Below are 18,749 nucleotides of genomic sequence, written 5' to 3' on the forward strand. Positions count from 1 at the left end.
GCCCACAACGCAAAACCAATTCGATTTTGTGGAAGGACTTGATGAGGGGGCTGCTCACAAGGTTAATAATAGTAACTACTCAGCGGGGACTGTTCCTCGATTCCGCTACCGGTCACCGATCATACAACGCCATGGGTGCTACGTGGCGTAAGAAGGCTAAGTTTGAAGATATTTCCGGGAGGGTCGGACGTTGTGTTCTTGACAATATTCTGAATATTCTGGTGTAATGTATTCAGATTTATACGCAAGTTCTTGTCAATGATGAAGGAGAAGCGGGCGGAGCCTCAATACCGGCAGATTACCCGGGTACTGAAGTTGATGAATGCCAGCCTGAGCTACACGTGGTCGGCGGAATTCATGTCCGGCACCTGAAACAAGAATCTCGGCAACACGCGGGTATCCGACGACCATATGCGGTTCATGGCCCGCTGCACGCTCGCGCAGGGCTGCAAGTCCATCGACTGGTTCATGTTTCATGACCGCGACTGCTGGGGTGATGCTCCAGTCAGTTCGCATGCGTATGTCCGGCCCAGCCATCAGGTGCTCAAGGAGACACCGAACCTGCTTTTCAACAAGATCAAGGCCTGGGATGGGTTGGTGCCGCAGGACAAGGCGGAAGAGGAGTCGCTGCAGAGCATCGCGCGGGTGGGTGGAGTCGATGTGAGACGTGCGACATTAGATGAGTCAGTTAAGAAGAATATGCGGGCCTTCCGGAAGGCGGCTGCGGAGTCATGAATAATGAAAGAGGGAAGAAAACGGTATGAGCTATCGAGAGATACTACAAAAAGCTATTAATCACAAAGACGGGCCGGTTCCCATGGACTTTGGCGGCACGGCGGTCACGGGAATCCATGTGTCGGTGGTGGCGGCACTTCGCGACCACTATGGTTTGGAGAAACAGCCGGTCAAGGTGATTGAGCCCTATCAGATGCTGGGTGAAGTCGAGGACGATCTCAAGGACGCCATGGGTGTTGACACCACCGGCATCTATGGACGGTCCACCTTGTTCGGGTTCGCCCTGGAACAGTGGAAAGAATGGCAGGCTCCGTGGGGTCAGCCCCTGCTGGTGCCCGGTCAGTTTAATGTCACGGTTAAAGGTAAGGATATCTACATCTATCCCGAAGGGGACACGTCGGTTCCGCCGAGTGGGCATATGCCGGAAGGGGGCTATTTCTTCGACACCATCATCCGGCAGCAGCCCATCGACGAAGATCGGCTTAATCCTGAGGATAACACAGAGGAATTCGGCCCCATTTCAAAGGAGGCTCTGGCCCATTTCGCGCGGGAAGCCAAACGGGCGGAAGCGTCCGGACGGGGGGTGATTGCCAATTTCGGGGGAACTGCCTTCGGGGACATTGCCCTGGTTCCCGGGCCTTTCATGAAACACCCCAAAGGCATCCGGGACATTGCGGAATGGTATGTGACAACGGCAATCCGGCAGGATTATGTCCATGCAATGTTTCAGAAACAGATCGAATTCGCCTTGTCCAATCTTGAAAAGATTCATGCTGTGGTCGGGGATAAGGTGGATGCGGTCTTCCTGTGCGGCACCGATTTCGGGACCCAGAGCAGTCAGTTCTGCTCGACGGACGCTTTTGACGAGCTCTGGTTGCCGTATTACAAGAAGATGAACGACTGGATTCACCAGCACACCACCTGGAAGACGTTCAAGCACTCCTGTGGCGCGGTGGAGCCGTTTATGGAGCATTTCATCAAGGCCGGCTTCGATATTATCAATCCCGTCCAATGTTCCGCGACCGGGATGGATCCTAGGGTGCTGAAGGACAAGTACGGGGACCGCCTGGTTTTCTGGGGCGGTGGGGTTGACACGCAGAAGGTGCTGCCGTTCGGCACTCCGGCCCAAGTCCGGGAGCAAGTATTGGAACGATGCAAGATCTTCTCAAAGAGCGGTGGGTTTGTCTTCGACGCCATCCATAATGTGCAGGCCCGCACCCCGGTGGCCAACGTGGTCGCCATGATTGAGGCTGTTCGTGAATTCAACCGATAAGGGGAAAGATAAAGCATGATGAGCACCGGGTCACAGAGCAGACGGAAACCTAATGCAGGTCTACAAGACGTAGTTCATGATGAGGGCCTCAGCAGGGTTCTGAGCTGTTACCCGGGCGTCTGCGTCATTTATGATGCCAAACGCCATATACGGTTCATCAATGATTATGGAGTGACGGTTAGCAGACTTACACGAAAACAGATCCTGGGCCAGCGTGACGAGGAGCTGTTCCCTGACAATGTCACCCGTCCATATTTATCACTCCTGAAGCGCACTATGGCGACCAGGAAAACCCAGCGTGATGACGTCAAGATCGTCATGCCCGATGGGCGGATCATGTATATCGAGGTCACTTACATTCCCCTTTTGGATGAGCGCGGTAAAATTGAGCGGATTCTGGGGCTGACCCATAACGTGAGTGACTGCCGGCGATTGGAGCAGGATCTTCTGCGGGCGGCCGAACAGGAGCAGGAGCGGGTCGCGCGCGAACTCCATGATGGGCTGTGTCAGAAACTGGCCGCCATCGCCATCAAAGCCGACTGCTTGGCACAGGACTTGAAGAACCGTCATGTCGACGTGGGCAGGCAGGCGGAAAGCCTCTCGGTGGTAATAACCTCCGCCATTGTCGAAGTAAAGGACATCGCCAGGGGATTGCACCCGGTCCATCCTGGTTCTGACGGTTTGAAGGTTGCATTGGGGGCCTTGGTGGGAGCTGTCCGTGAAGGCTTTTCTGTGGACTGCAGGATCCGTTGTAACGGACAATTCTGCGTCCACGACACCGAAACAGCAAGCCATCTCTACCGGATTGCCCAGGAAGCCATCAGCAATGCTGTCAAACACAGTCAGGCCCGGTCGATTTCCGTTACGCTGAACCAGACCGGGGACACGATCAGGTTGCAGGTTCGTGACAACGGCAAGGGGATGCCAGCCGATCTGTCGGGTTGCATGGGGATGGGGCTCAAAAATATGAACTATCGCGCGGGCCTTCTTGGCGGAGTGTTGAAGTTCGGGCGGAATGGAAAACGAGGCACGCTCATGTCGTGCGTTGTACCTTCCGTGAAATCGCCTGCTTTGAGATCAGGAACTAAGTCAAAGGTCGGGAAATGAAAGGGGTTTTCGTGGAAAACAGTCTTACTAAGTTTAGCGATTGGCGATACGGGTTGTTCATTCATTACGGGCTCTACAGTCTTCTGGGACGGGCTGAATGGTCCTGGAACCGGGAGGAGATTCCGGCGGAGGAATACCGGGCGCTGGCGAACCGTTTTTCGGCCGAGAAGTTCGAGGCGGAAGCGTTGTGCGATCTCGCCGTGCGCGCCGGGATGCGTTATGTGGTGTTGACGACGATGCATCACGAGGGCTTCCGGCTCTATGACACTGCCTTGAGTGACTTCAATACAGTGAAGACGGCCGCCAAGCGCGATCTGGTTGCGGAACTCGTAGCGGCGGCCCGGAAGCGGGGACTGAAGATCGGCCTTTACCATAGTCTCAACAACTGGCATGACCAGCCGGATGCGGTGGCGGCACTCGAGGACAAATCCGCCTATGCGCGATTCATGGTCGCAACGCTTGCCCGTATCCGCGAACTGGTAACTTTATTCAATCCGATTGATGTTCTCTGGTATGATGGTTGGTGGCCCTTTAATGCGGAAGGCTGGCAGGCGGAGCATATGAATGAGATGGTTCGTAAGATTCAGCCGCATATCCTGTTCAACGGTCGTAACGGGTTATCGGGCGACTTTGCCACACCGGAAGGCCATATGGGCTCGCCGAATCCCTGGCGACCCTGGGAAGCCTGTATGACGCTCAACAACAGTTGGGGTTTCCATGCCGGTGATCATGACTGGAAGTCACCTGGCCAAGTCGTGGATCTGCTCGCCTCGGCAGCACAGGGGCGGGGTAACCTCCTGCTCAACATCGGGCCGCGGGGGGATGGCTCCGTGCCGGAGGAATCTGTAAAAGTGCTGGAGACCGTCGGGGCCTGGTTGAACCGTTGTGGTGGCGAGGCGATCTACGATACTGAACAATTCACCTTTGATCTGCAGCAGCGCGGGGAACATCGAGGTGACTGGTCCTTTCATGGCCCCTTCACGCTGCGGAAAAACAACCTGTATTGGATCATCCGGCGCTGGCCCGGGGGCACGCTGACCTTTGGCGGGTGTCAGGCGAAGGTCCGGAGTGTCTCACTGTTGGGCGAGTCCGGTCGTCCGGTGAGCTTCAAGCAGGAAGGAACACGGGTGACGTTGAGCGGCCTGCCTGATCTGCCACCCGATCCGCTGTGTCCCGTGTTCCGGATCGAGTGTGATCAGCCGCCGTCATTGTATCAATGTGGGGGCTTGCGTATTCCGAATGGTCCGCATCCCCATTACGATCCCTGTCCGTCTGATATAAAACATTAATGAAAAATAACCGATTAAGGTGGCGTTCGACGTCCTCGGCGAACGCATTTACCCAGGTAAGGTCATGAGAATGATGAGAATAGTTTCTGAATTGGCGGCGGAGTTGAACATTTATTCGCTAGTAGGTGTAGCGACCAGCCATCTGGTGGTACGTAACGGGCGGAGCCTGTTGATTGACTGTCATAGCGCGCAGATGGGGCGCTGGATTAGCCGGCGGGGGCTTCCTGTACCTGAATTGATCCTGCACACGCATGTGCAGCCGGAGCATTGCCGGGAGGCTGATCAGTTTCCTGCTACCCGAATCCTGGTGCATGATGAGTTGCGTGAACTGGCGAGTGATCGCGCCGCCTATGCGAAGACGGCGCATACAGTTTGGGATAATCCCGCTGACTGGATGAATACATTGGGCCGTGAAAAGTACGGCATTGCGGGTAGCATCACCGTGTTCCCTCCAGAAGTGTCCCTGAAGGTGGCTGGGACATTCCGTGAAGGCGAGCGGTTGACCTGGCAGGATCTGGTGTTCGAGGTGATTCCGCTGCCGGGGCATGGCCGGCACCATGTGGGCTTCATTCTTGAAATAGACGGCAAGCCCTTGGCCATCTTTACCGGCGACCTGCTTTGTCACCCGGCCAAACTGGTGAACGTCTACGATCTTGAAAGCAATTATGGTGGCACGGCTATTGCCTCATTGCCTGCTGTGTTGAGGGAGTTGGCGAAACGTCCCGTGCAGCGGTATTTTCCTGCAACCGGTCCTGCGCTTGAGAATGGCCCAGCCCAAGCAGTGGAACTGGCTGGGGCCATTGACGCCTATCAGGAAGCACTGAAATGGCAAAGCGGCGACTTCAAACCTGCTCCGCAACCTGAATACCCACGGGTGGGGCGGTATCTGCAACTTCATAAGGGCGTTTACCAAATCGATAACTTCGGCAACTGCATTCTTCTGATTGACGATCAGGGTAGGGGCTTGATGTTTGATCCGGGGCCCTGTGATTTCGAATCACCGACCAGGGTGGCTGATTTTCATCGTGACCTTGATCTCTTTGAACGGGAGTGCGGGCTCAAGACCATTGACCTGGCGTTGGTGACCCATATCCATGGTGACCACTATGATCTGGCACCGGAGCTCCGGAAGCGATATCTGGACTGCAGGGTAGGGGCATGGGATCTGGTGGCCCGAGTCATGGAGGCACCGTGGGACTACCCGTATCCGGCACTTCTGCCCTGGTACAACCTGGGCTTTGATCATGTGGTGGTGGACGATGTGCTGAGTATGGGAACGCCTTACCACTGGCATGATGTGGCCATCCGTTCGATGCACCTGCCAGGGCATTGTTACTGTCACGCTGCCTACCTGTTGACTTTCAATGGCCTGCGGTTGGCGATTACGGGTGACACGATTCAAAGCCGTGGTGATTCGGATGGGGTTAGTTTCGTTATCTCCAACCACAGTGTTCCGGACGGCGATAGCGGCATCCTGAAGACCTATCGTCAGATGGCAGGCGAAACAGCAGATCTCAACCTCGGCGGCCACGGTTCGCACTTTGTTGATTGTCAGGCTTTGTATGCAGAGAGCCTGCGGCGTATTGAGCACACGTTGCCGGCGTTGTGCCGGCTGGTTCCGGACGGCAACTTGCGCCCGGCGTTCATCCGTCCTGGGTTTCCAATACTCTTAGTCTAACGGGAGAACCCGTCGAAGTGTTGCCCCCGGCTGAATCGGGCCGCATGGTTGATGCAGAGGCTCTTGCAAAACCCCCTCTGGGGTGTTTGCAAGAGCAGAATTCAGGAGCCAGGAGCGTGGGTCCCTTGCCCAGTGGCTCGTACCGGAAGATTGATAGCCACGTGAAGATTAGGCCGCTGGGGATGGCGGAGGCGACTGAGCAACAAATCCGCGCAGGTTTGGGCCATGGCGCGCTGATCGATTGGCAGGCGATAGCGGCCCTCGACCTGCCCGATAGCGATCACCGGCAGTCCGGACGGCAAACGGAGGCCGGCCTGGCTGCAACGCTCCCGGAACTCGACCTCATAGGGGTAGTGCAGCAGGATCGCCCCGGGTTTCCAGGATCGCCGGTCGGCGGGGCGGAACAGTCGCCGCAGGGTCGAGGGGCGTTGTACGTCATCTTCGAACACATGCCCCGCCACATCCTGAATGCCCCGCGCGAGCAGTTCGGACTCGAAGCCCGTCTGAGTGGTTTGCGCCGCAAAGATCGTCAGGTCGGATCGGTTCAACAGGACCGGGTGCCGAATGCCGCGGGAAGCCAACTTCGCCACCAGCAGACGGGCCGCCTGCTGGCCGTCGAAGTGCACCAGGTCGACACGGTGCCGCCCTTGCAGCGAAAGGCCCAGCAGATCGTCCACCAGCACTAAGGGCAGTTGCGGCGGTAGTTGACGACGGGCCGCCGTTGCCGCGCGGATGCCGTCGGGGTGGCTCGCCACGTACCAGAATACCGCCTCCGCCTGACGCACCTCGTCCAGGCGAAACGTTTCCGACAGCGCCTCGCCCCGCATTCCCGTCTCCCGCACGATCAGCCGGTAGCCTTCCCCGGCCAGCAGATGCTGCATCCAGGAGAAGAGCCGGCTGTAGGCCGGCAGCATATAGCCAAACGCGAAGATGAGCCGCACCGCCCGGCCCTGACTGAAACTGCCCGAGCCCCTCAGTCGGTGGACGAGGCCCTGCGCCCGCAGCTCCTCCAGCGCGCGCCTCGCGGTGTTGCGGGCCACCCCATAGCGTTTCGCCAGGGCGTTCTCGGAAGGCAGAGGCCGGGCCGTATCACCCGGCGCCTGCAAAGTGGCCAGCAGGTTGTCGGCAATGCGGCGATAATGGGGTATTCCCGGGTTTCGAGGCATAAATAGTTGCTCAATTCATTAGCCAAGGAATTTCCTGGCTTCATTCATGATTACCACGGCTGTAATGTCCGCTATCGTGAACATACCGTCAAGGATCGTCTGTTGAACTTGCATGGGATCCGAGGCTATGGTACTCATATGGCCATGGATTTTACAAACCCCGTACGGCTTCGCCTGCAGGATGTTTTTTCGAACTATCCTGAGATTCTGGCTGTTTATCTGTTTGGCTCCCACGCCACAGCAACGGCCAGGCCGGATAGCGACTACGATTTCGCGGTGGTGTCAGATCGGAAGAGGTCGGCCCGAAGTCGAAAACTGGACATCCTGTCGGATCTCGCTCAAATCGGCTTTGATAATGTCGACCTTGCCTTTTTAGATCGTGACAACCTGGTGCTTAGCCATGAAGCGGTTCGAATGAATCGGGTCATATTCTCCCGTCCGGAGTTTGATCCTGACTCCTTCTATTCTAAAGTCATCCGCATGTACTTCGATTTTCTGCCATATGTGAACACTCAGCGGGCGGCCTTGAAACAAAGGATTCTCCATGGTGCGACCTGAAGTCATTCATAAACGCCTCGGCAAAGTCGACGAATATCTGACGATCCTGAAGAAAATTCAGCGTTACCCTCTCGATGAATTTCTGGCTGACCCCGAAAAATATGGTAGCGCGGAACGATTTTTACAGCTCACGATCGAAGCGCTGAACGATATTGGGAGTCACCTCGTTGCTGACCTGAATTTAGGGATCGTGGACTCAGCAGGCGATATTCCTCGCCTCCTCTGTGAAAAAGGGTATTTCGGTGAAGAACTGCGGGAAATCTGGATTCGTATGATTGGATTCAGAAACATACTCGTCCACGACTACTTGGATGTCGACCGACGAGTGGTTCACGAAGTCCTGCAAAAAAACATCACTGACGTTCAATCCCTGATGCGCGTATTTGCCCGTTTTCTTTGAATCTGGGAATAGGAATTCAGGGACCGCGCCCGGCATTGGCGAGGTTGAGAATCATCCGTGAAAATCCCCCCCACAAACCCGGCAACGCCGTTTCGAGGCATAAATAGTTGTTCAATTCAATCGCGCACATAATCGGGTTGTCTTGGTGAGATAATGGCATAATGTTTGGAATATCGCCAAGTACGAATTGAGCAACCTTGGCGGCCAGCGGGCAGATCGGGTGTTGCGTCCGGCATTTTCCAAGACCTATTATGTCATCAACACATGCAAAAAGGAGATCTCATGAAGACGCAGTTGGTCACGCTTGCGGTTGCTGCCCTGCTCAACATCATCGTCGTCGTGCTCACCCGCGCCGACAGCGTCAATATCAATAACGCCGGCTTTGAGACGCCCACGTTGGCCGATGGCAACTACGTTCCTACTACTGCCGGTAATCCCACACTGTCCGGCGGTTGGACCAACAACGTCGGTACAGATCACAATGCCGGTATCTTGAATCCGAGTAGCGGGATGTGTGTCGGCGGCAACGCCCCGGAAGGCACCAACGTGCTCTATGTGTACAGCAGCACCGGCAGTGGAAATACCGCGAGTTCCGTCGTTGCGCAGGTGTTGAGCACCAATCTCCAAGTTGCGGTTTACACCTTGACTGTTAAAGTGGGTGACCGGTTGGATACGGCAAACAACGGGTACGCTGTCCGGCTCGGCTATGGCGCCTCGATGGGTAGCTTCACTCTACTGGCGGAGGATAACAACACGTTGACCCTCCCGAACGGTGGGTGGGTCACCTCTACCGTCACCTACACAAATCGCACCGCTATCGCCCAACCGTTGCAGATCCAACTCATCGCCAAGAACGGAAACGGTACCCAGGTCATCTTTGACGATGTGTCGATTACAGCTACCCTTCTTCCCCGCGGTACATTGATTTGGATTGAATGACAAGGTGCAGCAATGAAAATTGAACATCAATGCATGGGGGATCTTGCGAAACGGGGGCTCCTGTTTCTGATCGGCGCGCTCGCCCTGGGCCCGGCCTTCACCGCCCAGGCGGCTCCGGAGGTGTTCGACGATTTCGAAGGATACGGCTCCGGGATGACGTTCACCTCCCCCACGAACGGGTGGCAGGCGTCCGGGACCGCCGCCTATGTGACCAACAGCGGCGGCTATGTGACCAACAGCGTGACGCCTTCAAATAGCGTGTTCCTGGGGTTGGCCGTCGCCCTGACGAATTCCCTGCCCACCCCTGCCGTGAATCGAGTCTGGACGGATATGCGGATCAGACCGGTGGCCGGGGAGGAGCCGCCCAATGCCCCGACCGGAACCGCCAGTTTCGTCTGCTATTTCAACGCCAACGGGTACCCGGTCCTGGCCACGAATGGCGTGTGGTTCGCCTGCACGAACGATATCTGGGGCAATGGCCTTCTTCCGGCGACCAATGGCTATGTGCGGATTTCCCTTTTCCAAGACTACAGCGCCTCGAACCAGGTGGTGTTCCTCGATGACCGGCTGATTCTCCAGGATGCGCGCTTCTCGGGTACGGCGGGCAGTTATCATCAACTCGGCTTCCAGAATTCCGACAGCAATAGTTGGCTGGATAATGTGTGGATCCGGACCAATGCGGGGCCGCAAAGCCTGACCAACGATATCAATCTCGATGGCCTGGCCGATGCCGCCGAGGTGGTCGTCTATGGTCGCGCCGCCCGGAAGCTGTATGTCTTTGCGGGGACGACGAACCTTGTGCCGGTATTCACCACGATCACCAATGCCATCGCCGCCTGGCGGCCCCGGGATGTCATCCATGTCATTGCCGGTAATTACGCGGGCGAGAGTGTCGTGGTGGCGGCCAATCCATCCAATATCGTGTTTGAAGGCGATGCCTTTACGGTCGCCAGCCTGACGGTGGCCTCGAACGCTTCGGCCTCATTTGCCCAGTCCGTGACCTGCGCGGGGGCGCTGACGGTCAGCGGCCAGGTGGCGATGGCGGTGTCGGCTTGCCTGACCTCCGGTTCCGCGAGGGTGGACGGAACGGTGGCCATGGCGTCGAACTCAACCTTCTATGTAGGCGCGGCCGGCCTGGATGTGGGGGCCGGGGGAATCCTCCGTTTCGCCACCAATTCACAACTCGTGGTGAATTCGGCGGGGGTGAACATGACGGGCGCGTTCACGATCTCCAGTACCTGGAAAACCGCGGCCAGTCTGCCGCTGGCCTTTGCGGACGATTTCAACCTCTACGCCGTCGGCACGGTGGTGACCAACCTCAACTTCCGCGGGTGGTACGCCGATGCCCCCTCGGTTCTTGTTACGAACCAAGGCATAGGGAACAGCCCGGCGGTTGTGATCCCGGGCGGGAGCACGTTGACCAACAGCATCAGCGCCACAGGGCTCGCAAGAGTCTGGTCCGATTTCTACCTCAAGCCCCTTTGGGGCCTCGAGCCGCCGAATGCGCCTACAAATACCGCGAGCTTTGCCGCCTACGTCAACAGCGACGGTTTTCTGGTGGTTGCCGTTAAAGGCGGGTGGACCGTTTGTTCCAATACGGTGGATGGTCGCAGCCTGCAATTGGACAGCAATACGTTCAACCGGATCACGATATGCCAGGACTTGAGTACGGGACTTTTCTCCCTGTTTGTGCAAAGCAACCTGATGGCCATGGCTTTGAGCGCGCCGACGAACACCGGCGGGTATCATTTGCTGGGGGTAAAAAACGCGAATAGCGCCGACCAGAATACGTTTGTCGACAACGTGCTGATTACGACCCTGTTGCCTGGCGGGCTCACGAATGACCTGAATAACGACGGAATTGCTGACGGGTACGAGGTGAATGCCTATAACTGGTTGGACGTGCTGTCGAGGGGGACGGTATTCAAGATACGGTGATGGTGTGCGACTATTAGTATCCCATAGAAATCCTAATCGTAATCCTAATCATAATCGTAATCGACTGCCCCGGAAAGGATTACGATCACGATTAAGATTACGATTACGATTACGATTATGATTAAGATGCAAACTACACCTGTCATTCTTGATACAGATCCTGGAACCGATATAGACGATACCTGGGCATTGCTCTATCTGCTGCGCTGTCCGGAGTTGGACCTGCGGTTGGTGACCACTGCCACGGGCGATACGACCTATCGCGCCAAGCTCACCGCGCGTCTGCTGGAGCTCACCGGCCGTGCCGACGTGGCGGTCGGGATCGGGCGGCCCGGCGGTCAATTCGATTGCACGCTCCAGCCCTGGGCCGCCGACTATGACCTCGCTCGCTATCCGGGGACCATCCACGCCAATGCGGCGGAGGCCATCGTACGCACCATCATGGATAGTCCGGAGCCGGTGACGGTGATCGCCATCGCGCCGCTAACGAATCTCGGCGACGCCCTCCTCCTGGAGCCCCGCATCGCGCAGAAAGCCCGATTCGTGGGCATGCACGGCTCCATCGCCCGGAATTTCGATGGCGCCGAGGGTGCCATTGCGGAGTGGAACGTGATTAAGGACATCCCTGCCGCCCAGCGGGTGTTCCAGGCGCCGTGGGACAAGACGATCACGCCCTTGGATACTTGCGGACAGGTGCGGCTCAGCGGCGAGCAACTCCGGCGTGTGGAGCGCGCTTCAAGCGCGGATCCCGACCTGGGTGCCCTGATGGAGTGCTACCGCATCTGGCGCGACTTCTACGGGCCGGAAGCCAGGGTGTCCGGTTGGCTCAAGGGGCAGCCGGAACAGCACACCTCCATCCTTTTCGATTGCGTGGCCGTTTACCTCGCGTTCTGCCGCGACGGCTTGCGTGTGGAGGATCTGAACCTGCGGGTGGCCGACGACGGGTTCCTGCGGCAGGATGCCACCGGTCAACCGGTTCACTGCGCTCTGGACTGGCTCGATCTGCCCGCATTCCGTGAACATCTCATGCAGCGGTTACTCAAAACACTAAACACATGACTACACAACCTACCCCCATGACCCATCGCCAACGCTTTGCCGCCTGCCTGGATTATCAACCTATGGACCGTCTGCCAGCCTATATTTTCGGCTACTGGGATGAAGCCCTGGCCCGGTGGCAGCAGGAAGGGTTGCCCGCAGGCCAGACGGTGGCGGCGGCCGTTGGCCTCGATCAGGATTGGGAGGAGGGGATGTGGTCGCTTCACGGTCTCGCCGCGCCCTGGCCCCGCTCGCCGGAACCGGAGCAGATTCTGGAGGAAACCGCCGAATGGCGGCTGGTGCGGACTTCGCTGGGCGCCGTGGAACGGCGGCCCAAGCTCGGCAGCAGTCTGTGCCAGCACGTGTCGCCAGCGCTGGAACCGACCCGGGAATCCTGGAACCGTTTCCGGGGCTTCCTTGACGCGGCAGCCGCCGCGCCACCACCCGTGGGCTGGGAAGCCAGGGCCGATGCCCTGAACCGCCGTGATCGTGTCGCCACCTTCATGGCCGGCAGCTTGTATGGCTGGCCGCGCGACTGGATGGGCGTCGAGGGCATCAGTTACCTGATGTATGACGACCCCGTGCTGTTGGAGGAGATGCTTGATTATCTCTCGAACCATTACATGACGATTTTCCGGCCGATGCTGGAGCGCGTCCAGTTTGACTTCGCCTATATTTTCGAGGATTGCTGCGGCAAGTCCGGTCCGCTTTTCTCCCCGGCGATGTACCGGCGGCATTTCGACAAGTATTACCGGCGGCTGCTGGAGTTTTATCGCGGCATGGGCATCCCGCACATGCTGATTGACAGCGACGGCTGGGTGGACGACCTCGCGCCCTGCTGGGTGGAGTCCGGGTTCGATATCCTTTTCCCGATCGAAGTCGGCACGTGGGGGGCGGATCCCCGCGCCTTCCGGAAACGGTTCGGCCGCGACCTGAGGTTGATGGGGGGTGTGGACAAGCACGTCATTGCCCGGGGCGAGGCCGCCATCCGGGCGCACCTTGAGCCCTTGCGTCCCCTGGTGGCGGAAGGCGGCTTCCTGCCGCTCCCCGATCACCGCATCCCCCCGGAAGTCTCACTGGAGCAGCTTGGAACCTACGTCCGTGTCTTCAAAGAGGTGTTCAATGGTTGACTGGGAGAAAAGTCAGGAACGGTTTCGCGCCTTCTGGGAGCGACAACTTGTTGACCGGCCCGTGGTTCAGGTGTATGCCCCCAAGCGCCCCGGGGTGCCCAAGGGCTGGTGGCGCATCCTGGACGAATCCGTGTGGGCCGATCCGGACCGTACGGTCGAAGAGATGCGGGCGTTCTTTGATGGAATCCACTTCGCCGGCGATGCCTACCCCATGTGGTACCCCAATCTAGGGCCGGGCGTTCTGACCGCGTTCCTCGGGAATCGGATCCATTTCGATCCGGAGCACGACACCTCTTGGCAGGATCACACGGTTACCGACCTGAGTTCCTGGCGGCCGCAGTTCGATCATCAGAATGCCTACTGGCAGGCGACGCTACACTTGACCGAACGTATCGCCGCCGCTGCCCCCGGCCGGTTCATTGCCGGCATCACCGATCTTGGCATGGGGGCCGATCTACTGGCGGCGGTGCGCGGGGCGGATGGCCTGTGCATGGATATGATGGACTGTCCGGATGTGGTGCAAGCCCGTTTGAGCGAACTGCGCCAACTCTGGCAGCAGTGTTACCAGACGCTTTACGACCGGTTGCCGGCGGGTAACGGCTCGAACTGCTGGTTGGCGGCGTGGGCGCCGGGCCGGACCTACCCGTTGCAGAACGACTTCTCCTGCATGATCTCGCCGGAGATGTACCGCGAGTTTTTCCTGGAGGATCTCGTTGCGCACTGTGACTGGCTCGATTATGCCGTCTATCATTTGGACGGGCCGGGGGCGGTGCCGCATCTCGACATGCTGCTTGAAATCCCGAGTCTGCGCGCCATCCAGTGGACGCCCGGCGCCGGGCAGCCGCCCATGCCGTACTGGCTGCCCATGCTTCGCCGGATACAGGCGGCGGGAAAGGGGTTGTTCCTGTATACCGGGCCGCAGGAATTAGATGCGCTTATGGACGGGTTGCGGCCCGAGGGGGTGATACTCAACCTCTGGGCGGGTTCACCCGCCGAAGCGGATGCCCTGGTTGACAAGGTCGCCGCGTGGGGTGTAAAGAGTTGCTGATGAAGATCCTCAATTTCGGTTCGCTCAACATTGACCTGGTGTACCGGGTTCCGCACATCGTCAAGCCCGGTGAGACGCTCTCCAGCCTTTCCCTTGCCACATTCGCGGGGGGGAAGGGGAATAACCAATCCATTGCGTTGGCCCGGGCCGGTGCCCCGGTCTATCACGCGGGCAGGATTGGCAAGGATGGTGAATGGCTTGTTGGCATTCTCAAGGCGGCGGGGGCGGATGTTCGTTTTGTGAGGCGGGATTCCGGCCCGACGGGGCATGCCGTGATCCAGGTGGCGGATGGCGGGCAGAACTCGATCGTGCTGTTCCCCGGGGCGAACCGGACCATTACCCTGCCGGAGATCCGTCAGACCCTGAAGCATTTCGGGAAGGGGGACATTCTCCTGCTCCAGAACGAGATCAATGCGATCCCGGATATCATGAAAGCCGCGCACAAGGCCGGGCTGAAGATCTGGTTCAATCCCGCGCCCTTTGATCCCGCGATCCTCACGTATCCGTTATCGCTGGTGGATTTGTTCATTGTGAATGAGATCGAGGCGGCCGATCTTTCCGGGGCCAGGGCGGGGAAACCCGCATTGGCCGCCCTGGCGAGGCGTTTCCCCGGTGCGCAAATCCTCATGACGCTTGGGGCGAAGGGGGCGATGCTCAAGAGCGGGCCGCGGCAATGGGCGGCACCCGCGCCGAAAGTCAAATCCGTGGATACCACTGCGGCGGGCGATACCTTTATCGGCTATTATGCCGCGTCATTCATCAAGGGTCTCTCTCCCGAGCAATGTCTTGCCTATGCCTGCAAGGCCGCGGCGATATCAGTTACCCGAAAAGGCGCCGCGGATTCGATTCCCGGAAAAGAGGAAGTTTTCCTAGGTGAGTAGCGGATTATCTCACCGTACGACATTCAACTCAACCGCGAAGCCTTCTATCACTCGGTCTTTTTTGCCGCTCTCCAGGCGGCAGGCGGAGAAATCATCGCCGCATTGCACTCCGACAACCTACTTCGCCAAGGCTACGAAGGTCAGGAGGGCCGCGCAGACGCCGTGATCAAGACCCCAAAAACCATCTAAGACATTGAGTGCCATTTGTCGCCAGCTCCCATCATCCCGCTTGAACTATTGGCTTCAATTTAGCACCATGCCCACCATGGACATCATTTCGGGAATAAGGGATAATCATAAACGAGGCAAGGTAGGCGATTTTCTGCGAGAGAAGATCCAGTCCGGGTCAAAATTATCCTTCGTTTCAGCCTATTTCACGATTTACGCCTACGACATGATGCGCTCGCAATTGGAAGCGTCCGATTCACTGCGGTTCCTGTTCGGTGAACCCCGATTTGTCCGTAATATCGATCCCGACAAAACCGACAAAAAGGCGTTCGATATCGAGGATTCCAAACTTCAGTTGCAGAAACGGCTGGAACAACGGCGGGTGGCCAAGGACTGTGCCGACTGGATCCGGCGCAAGGTGAATATCCGGTCGGTCCGCTATCCCGGCTTCCTTCACGGCAAGATGTACCACATGGATAACCATGGTGTGCAGGAGGCGCTACTCGGTAGTTCCAATTTCACGGTCAGTGGCCTGGGGATCGGCAAAGGCGAGCGCAATAATATCGAGTTGAATCTTGAGGTAAACGATAACCGCGATCGGCGCGACTTGCTCACCTGGTTCGACGAAATCTGGAATGACGAAGCGGTCGTCGAAGATGTTAAAGCTGAGGTTTTAAGTTACCTTGATCAGCTTTACGCTAATCACTCACCGGAATTCATCTATTTCAAGACGCTTTTCCACCTTTTTGAGGATTACCTCAAAGAGGCGGATAAAGGCGGTCTGTTGGATGAGAAAACCGGCTTTTTTGAAACCGATGTGTGGGACATGCTCTATGACTTCCAGAAGGATGGGGTCAAGGGGGCGATCAATAAAATTATCAAGCATAACGGCTGCATTATTGCCGACAGTGTCGGTCTCGGAAAAACCTTTGAAGCGCTTGCGGTGATCAAATATTTTGAATTACTCAATAGCCGGGTTCTCGTGCTCTGTCCCAAGAAGCTGGAGGATAACTGGAATGTCTATCGCGACAATGACCGCCGTAATCCTTTGCTGAAAGACCGGTTCGCCTACACGGTGATGGCGCATACCGACTTGGGTCTGGCTAAGTTCGATACCCTTAACTGGGGTAATTACGACCTGGTTGTGATTGATGAGTCGCATAATTTCAGGAATAACACACGGGGCGCGGTGCAGGACGACGGAACAAAGAAAACAACCCGGTATGAATTCCTGATGGAGCAGATCCTGCGAAAGGGAATCAAGACCAAGGTGCTATTGCTTTCAGCCACCCCTGTAAACAACAACCTGAAGGATTTGCGCAATCAGTTTTTGTTGATCACACAGGATCAGGATACCGCTTTTGTAGAAACACTGAGCATTGGCAGTATCGGCCAGGTTATGCGGAATGCGCAGACCAACTTCACCAACTGGGCCGATACGAAGAAGAATCCCGGTCGCAAGGTGGCCCGGCTTCTTGAAGTCCTGGACTCCTCGTTTTTCAAGCTTCTGGATGAATTGACCATCGCTCGCTCACGCAAACATATCGTTAGTTATTACGGAACTAAAGAAATGGGCGAATTTCCCGAGCGACTCAAACCACTCGCCCGGTCGACCGTCATCGATATCAAGGGGTATTTTCCGACTTATGACGAGTTGGACGAGGCGATATCCGGTTACAAGTTATCTATTTTCAACCCTTCGGCCTACCTCCTTGAGAGTCATCTGAGTAGGTATATGAAGGAGGGCGAACTCGCCCTTTTTAATGATCAGAAAAAACGTGAGTTCAATCTGATCGGGATGATGCAGGTCAACTACCTGAAGCGGCTTGAGAGTTCAGTCCACAGCTTCGAGATATCGATCGATAACACGATCCAGAAGATCAAGACATTGCTTGGCAAGATCGATCATTTTGAGACCAATCTCGAAGAATACACCCAGCCCGATCTGCTTGACCAGCAAGAGGACGAGGAAGCCGCGGAACTCCTTGAGAAGTTAACGGTCGGAAAAAAATTGGAATTCAAGCTTGAGCACCTGAAACGAGAGGAATGGAAGGCGGATCTAAAGCGGGATCTTGCGCAGTTGATCACCATCCATGAGAAGGCGGCGGCGATTACACCCGAGCGCGATGCCAAGTTCCAGGAGTTGAAAACCTTGATTGCGGCAAAGGTGCGCAGCCCGATCAATGATGCCAATCGAAAGGTGCTTGTGTTTACCGCGTTTTCCGACACCGCCAGTTATCTGTATGAACATCTGGAAAGTTGGGTGCGGAATGAGCTCGGATTACAGATTGCGCTGGTCTCCGGGTCGGGTGACAATAAAACCACTTTTAAGCTGGCGGGCTTCCAGCATCAGACCGACTTCATTTCCATCCTCACCAATTTCTCGCCACGCTCCAAGCATCGCGAAAAAATGCCTAACATGCCGCAGGCGGGTGAAATTGATATCCTGATTGCCACGGACTGCATTTCGGAAGGACAGAACCTGCAGGACTGTGACTATCTGATCAACTACGACATTCACTGGAATCCAGTGCGCATTATTCAGCGCTTTGGGCGTATTGATCGTCTCGGCAGCACGAACAAGCGGATTCAGCTTGTCAATTTCTGGCCGACCGATGATTTGAACAAATACATTAACCTCAAGGACCGGGTGGAAGCCCGCATGGCGCTAGTGGATATCGCCGCCACTGGTGCCGATGATTTGCTCAATCCGGATCAGATCAAAGATCTCGTGACAGAAGAGTTGACCTACCGTGAGAAACAGCTTCTTCGTCTTAGAGATGAGGTCATTGATCTGGAAGAAATGGACGACAATGTTTCGCTCAGCGAATTTACGCTGGATGATTTCCGTATTGAGCTGATGAACTTTTTGGAAGCCAACCGTCAGGCTTTGCGTGATGCGCCATTGGGACTGTATGGATTGGTGCCGACTTTGGATAAAACCAAAGATGCCGGGCTGTTTGACAAGAACTGGCATGAGATTGTTAAGCCGGGTGTGATTTTCTGTTTACGACATAAAAACCCGCCGCAGGAGAAAACCTCATCCAATGTCAACCCGCTGGGTGGCTATTATCTGCTCTATATTCGTGATGACGGAACCGTCCGGTTCACCTTCACCCATGCCAAGAACACCCTGACCCTTTTTCAGAAGCTCTGTGCCAGTAAAACCGAACCCTATCAGCAACTTTGCGACCTCTTTGACAAAGAAACCGTCCACGGTCAGGATATGGCAAAATATGACGATTTGTTGGGTAAGTCCGTCAAAAGCATTGCCGGAACATTTAAAAAGCGCCTTGCTGTCGGATTGACCGCTGGGCGAGATTTTGTAATCCCGGATCAAAATGAGCAGGCTAAAGATGACACGGATTTTGAACTCATAACCTGGTTGGTGATTAAATAAA

Annotated in this window: 16 protein-coding genes; 14 read left to right on the forward strand and 2 right to left on the reverse strand. The window is 56.5% G+C overall.

The window, feature by feature from the left end:
• Positions 1-255: 255 nt before the first annotated feature.
• Positions 256-477 (reverse strand): hypothetical protein, encoded by a 222-nt coding sequence (locus tag WCI03_09320; GenBank protein MEI8140055.1) that lies wholly within the window; start codon positions 475-477, stop codon positions 256-258.
• On the opposite strand from WCI03_09320, the gene WCI03_09325 reads away from it, so the two are divergent.
• The 5 genes from WCI03_09325 to WCI03_09345 all read left to right on the forward strand — a co-directional run bounded on the left by WCI03_09325 (position 469) and on the right by WCI03_09345 (position 6,082).
• Positions 469-735 (forward strand): hypothetical protein, encoded by a 267-nt coding sequence (locus WCI03_09325; GenBank protein MEI8140056.1) that lies wholly within the window; start codon positions 469-471, stop codon positions 733-735. The genes WCI03_09320 and WCI03_09325 overlap by 9 nt on opposite strands.
• 25 nt (positions 736-760) lie before the next feature.
• Complete coding sequence (locus WCI03_09330; protein MEI8140057.1) at positions 761-2,008, forward strand: uroporphyrinogen decarboxylase family protein; 1,248 nt, start codon at positions 761-763, stop codon at positions 2,006-2,008.
• An 18-nt stretch (positions 2,009-2,026) separates the two neighbouring features.
• A complete protein-coding gene (locus WCI03_09335) occupies positions 2,027-3,115 on the forward strand; it encodes an ATP-binding protein (protein MEI8140058.1) in 1,089 nt (362 codons plus the stop codon).
• 11 nt (positions 3,116-3,126) lie between these two features.
• Entirely contained in the window at positions 3,127-4,404 is a 1,278-nt protein-coding gene (locus WCI03_09340) for an alpha-L-fucosidase (protein MEI8140059.1), read from the forward strand.
• Positions 4,405-4,474: 70 nt separating this feature from the next.
• Positions 4,475-6,082, forward strand: coding sequence for an MBL fold metallo-hydrolase (locus tag WCI03_09345; protein MEI8140060.1), 1,608 nt, complete (start codon positions 4,475-4,477; stop codon positions 6,080-6,082).
• Positions 6,083-6,183: 101 nt separating this feature from the next.
• On the opposite strand, the gene WCI03_09350 is transcribed toward WCI03_09345, so the two are convergent.
• Positions 6,184-7,248, reverse strand: coding sequence for a GntR family transcriptional regulator (locus tag WCI03_09350; GenBank protein ID MEI8140061.1), 1,065 nt, complete (start codon positions 7,246-7,248; stop codon positions 6,184-6,186).
• 6 nt (positions 7,249-7,254) lie between these two features.
• Between WCI03_09350 and WCI03_09355 the strand changes: the two genes are divergently transcribed.
• The 9 genes from WCI03_09355 to WCI03_09395 all read left to right on the forward strand — a co-directional run bounded on the left by WCI03_09355 (position 7,255) and on the right by WCI03_09395 (position 18,748).
• Positions 7,255-7,806: a nucleotidyltransferase domain-containing protein gene (locus WCI03_09355; protein MEI8140062.1), complete on the forward strand. Its 552-nt coding sequence runs from the start codon at positions 7,255-7,257 to the stop codon at positions 7,804-7,806.
• Positions 7,793-8,206 carry a DUF86 domain-containing protein gene (locus tag WCI03_09360; GenBank protein MEI8140063.1) on the forward strand — a complete coding sequence of 138 codons (414 nt, stop codon included), beginning with the start codon at positions 7,793-7,795 and terminating at the stop codon, positions 8,204-8,206. Before WCI03_09355 ends, WCI03_09360 begins: the two co-directional genes overlap by 14 nt.
• A gap of 282 nt (positions 8,207-8,488) precedes the next feature.
• Positions 8,489-9,145: a hypothetical protein gene (locus tag WCI03_09365; GenBank protein MEI8140064.1), complete on the forward strand. Its 657-nt coding sequence runs from the start codon at positions 8,489-8,491 to the stop codon at positions 9,143-9,145.
• A 153-nt stretch (positions 9,146-9,298) separates the two neighbouring features.
• Complete coding sequence (locus WCI03_09370) at positions 9,299-11,083, forward strand: hypothetical protein (GenBank protein ID MEI8140065.1); 1,785 nt, start codon at positions 9,299-9,301, stop codon at positions 11,081-11,083.
• A gap of 117 nt (positions 11,084-11,200) precedes the next feature.
• A complete protein-coding gene (locus WCI03_09375) occupies positions 11,201-12,142 on the forward strand; it encodes a nucleoside hydrolase (GenBank protein ID MEI8140066.1) in 942 nt (313 codons plus the stop codon).
• Positions 12,143-12,159: 17 nt separating this feature from the next.
• Positions 12,160-13,251 carry a uroporphyrinogen decarboxylase family protein gene (locus tag WCI03_09380; protein ID MEI8140067.1) on the forward strand — a complete coding sequence of 364 codons (1,092 nt, stop codon included), beginning with the start codon at positions 12,160-12,162 and terminating at the stop codon, positions 13,249-13,251.
• On the forward strand, positions 13,208-14,299 hold the full coding sequence (locus WCI03_09385) for a hypothetical protein (GenBank protein ID MEI8140068.1): 1,092 nt from the start codon (positions 13,208-13,210) through the stop codon (positions 14,297-14,299). The genes WCI03_09380 and WCI03_09385 overlap by 44 nt, the downstream gene beginning before the upstream one ends.
• A complete protein-coding gene (locus WCI03_09390) occupies positions 14,299-15,180 on the forward strand; it encodes a ribokinase (GenBank protein MEI8140069.1) in 882 nt (293 codons plus the stop codon). Before WCI03_09385 ends, WCI03_09390 begins: the two co-directional genes overlap by 1 nt.
• Positions 15,181-15,409: 229 nt before the next feature.
• The gene (locus WCI03_09395) at positions 15,410-18,748 is read left to right on the forward strand and encodes a helicase-related protein (GenBank protein ID MEI8140070.1); all 3,339 of its coding nucleotides are present in this window, start codon (positions 15,410-15,412) and stop codon (positions 18,746-18,748) included.
• Position 18,749 lies beyond the last annotated feature (1 nt).

The organism is bacterium (genome assembly GCA_037143175.1).
In the GTDB taxonomy this organism is placed as follows: Bacteria; Verrucomicrobiota; Kiritimatiellia; order CAIKKV01; family CAITUY01; genus JAABPW01.

Coding starts and splice junctions, on each gene's coding strand:
- WCI03_09325 (MEI8140056.1), top strand. CDS start 469: ATGTTTCATGACCGCGACTGCTGGGGTGATGCTCCAGTCAGTTCGCAT.
- WCI03_09320 (MEI8140055.1), bottom strand. CDS start 477: ATGAAACATGAACCAGTCGATGGACTTGCAGCCCTGCGCGAGCGTGCA.
- WCI03_09330 (MEI8140057.1), top strand. CDS start 761: ATGAGCTATCGAGAGATACTACAAAAAGCTATTAATCACAAAGACGGG.
- WCI03_09335 (MEI8140058.1), top strand. CDS start 2,027: ATGAGCACCGGGTCACAGAGCAGACGGAAACCTAATGCAGGTCTACAA.
- WCI03_09345 (MEI8140060.1), top strand. CDS start 4,475: ATGATGAGAATAGTTTCTGAATTGGCGGCGGAGTTGAACATTTATTCG.
- WCI03_09350 (MEI8140061.1), bottom strand. CDS start 7,248: ATGCCTCGAAACCCGGGAATACCCCATTATCGCCGCATTGCCGACAAC.
- WCI03_09360 (MEI8140063.1), top strand. CDS start 7,793: ATGGTGCGACCTGAAGTCATTCATAAACGCCTCGGCAAAGTCGACGAA.
- WCI03_09365 (MEI8140064.1), top strand. CDS start 8,489: ATGAAGACGCAGTTGGTCACGCTTGCGGTTGCTGCCCTGCTCAACATC.
- WCI03_09370 (MEI8140065.1), top strand. CDS start 9,299: ATGACGTTCACCTCCCCCACGAACGGGTGGCAGGCGTCCGGGACCGCC.
- WCI03_09375 (MEI8140066.1), top strand. CDS start 11,201: ATGATTAAGATGCAAACTACACCTGTCATTCTTGATACAGATCCTGGA.
- WCI03_09380 (MEI8140067.1), top strand. CDS start 12,160: ATGACCCATCGCCAACGCTTTGCCGCCTGCCTGGATTATCAACCTATG.
- WCI03_09390 (MEI8140069.1), top strand. CDS start 14,299: ATGAAGATCCTCAATTTCGGTTCGCTCAACATTGACCTGGTGTACCGG.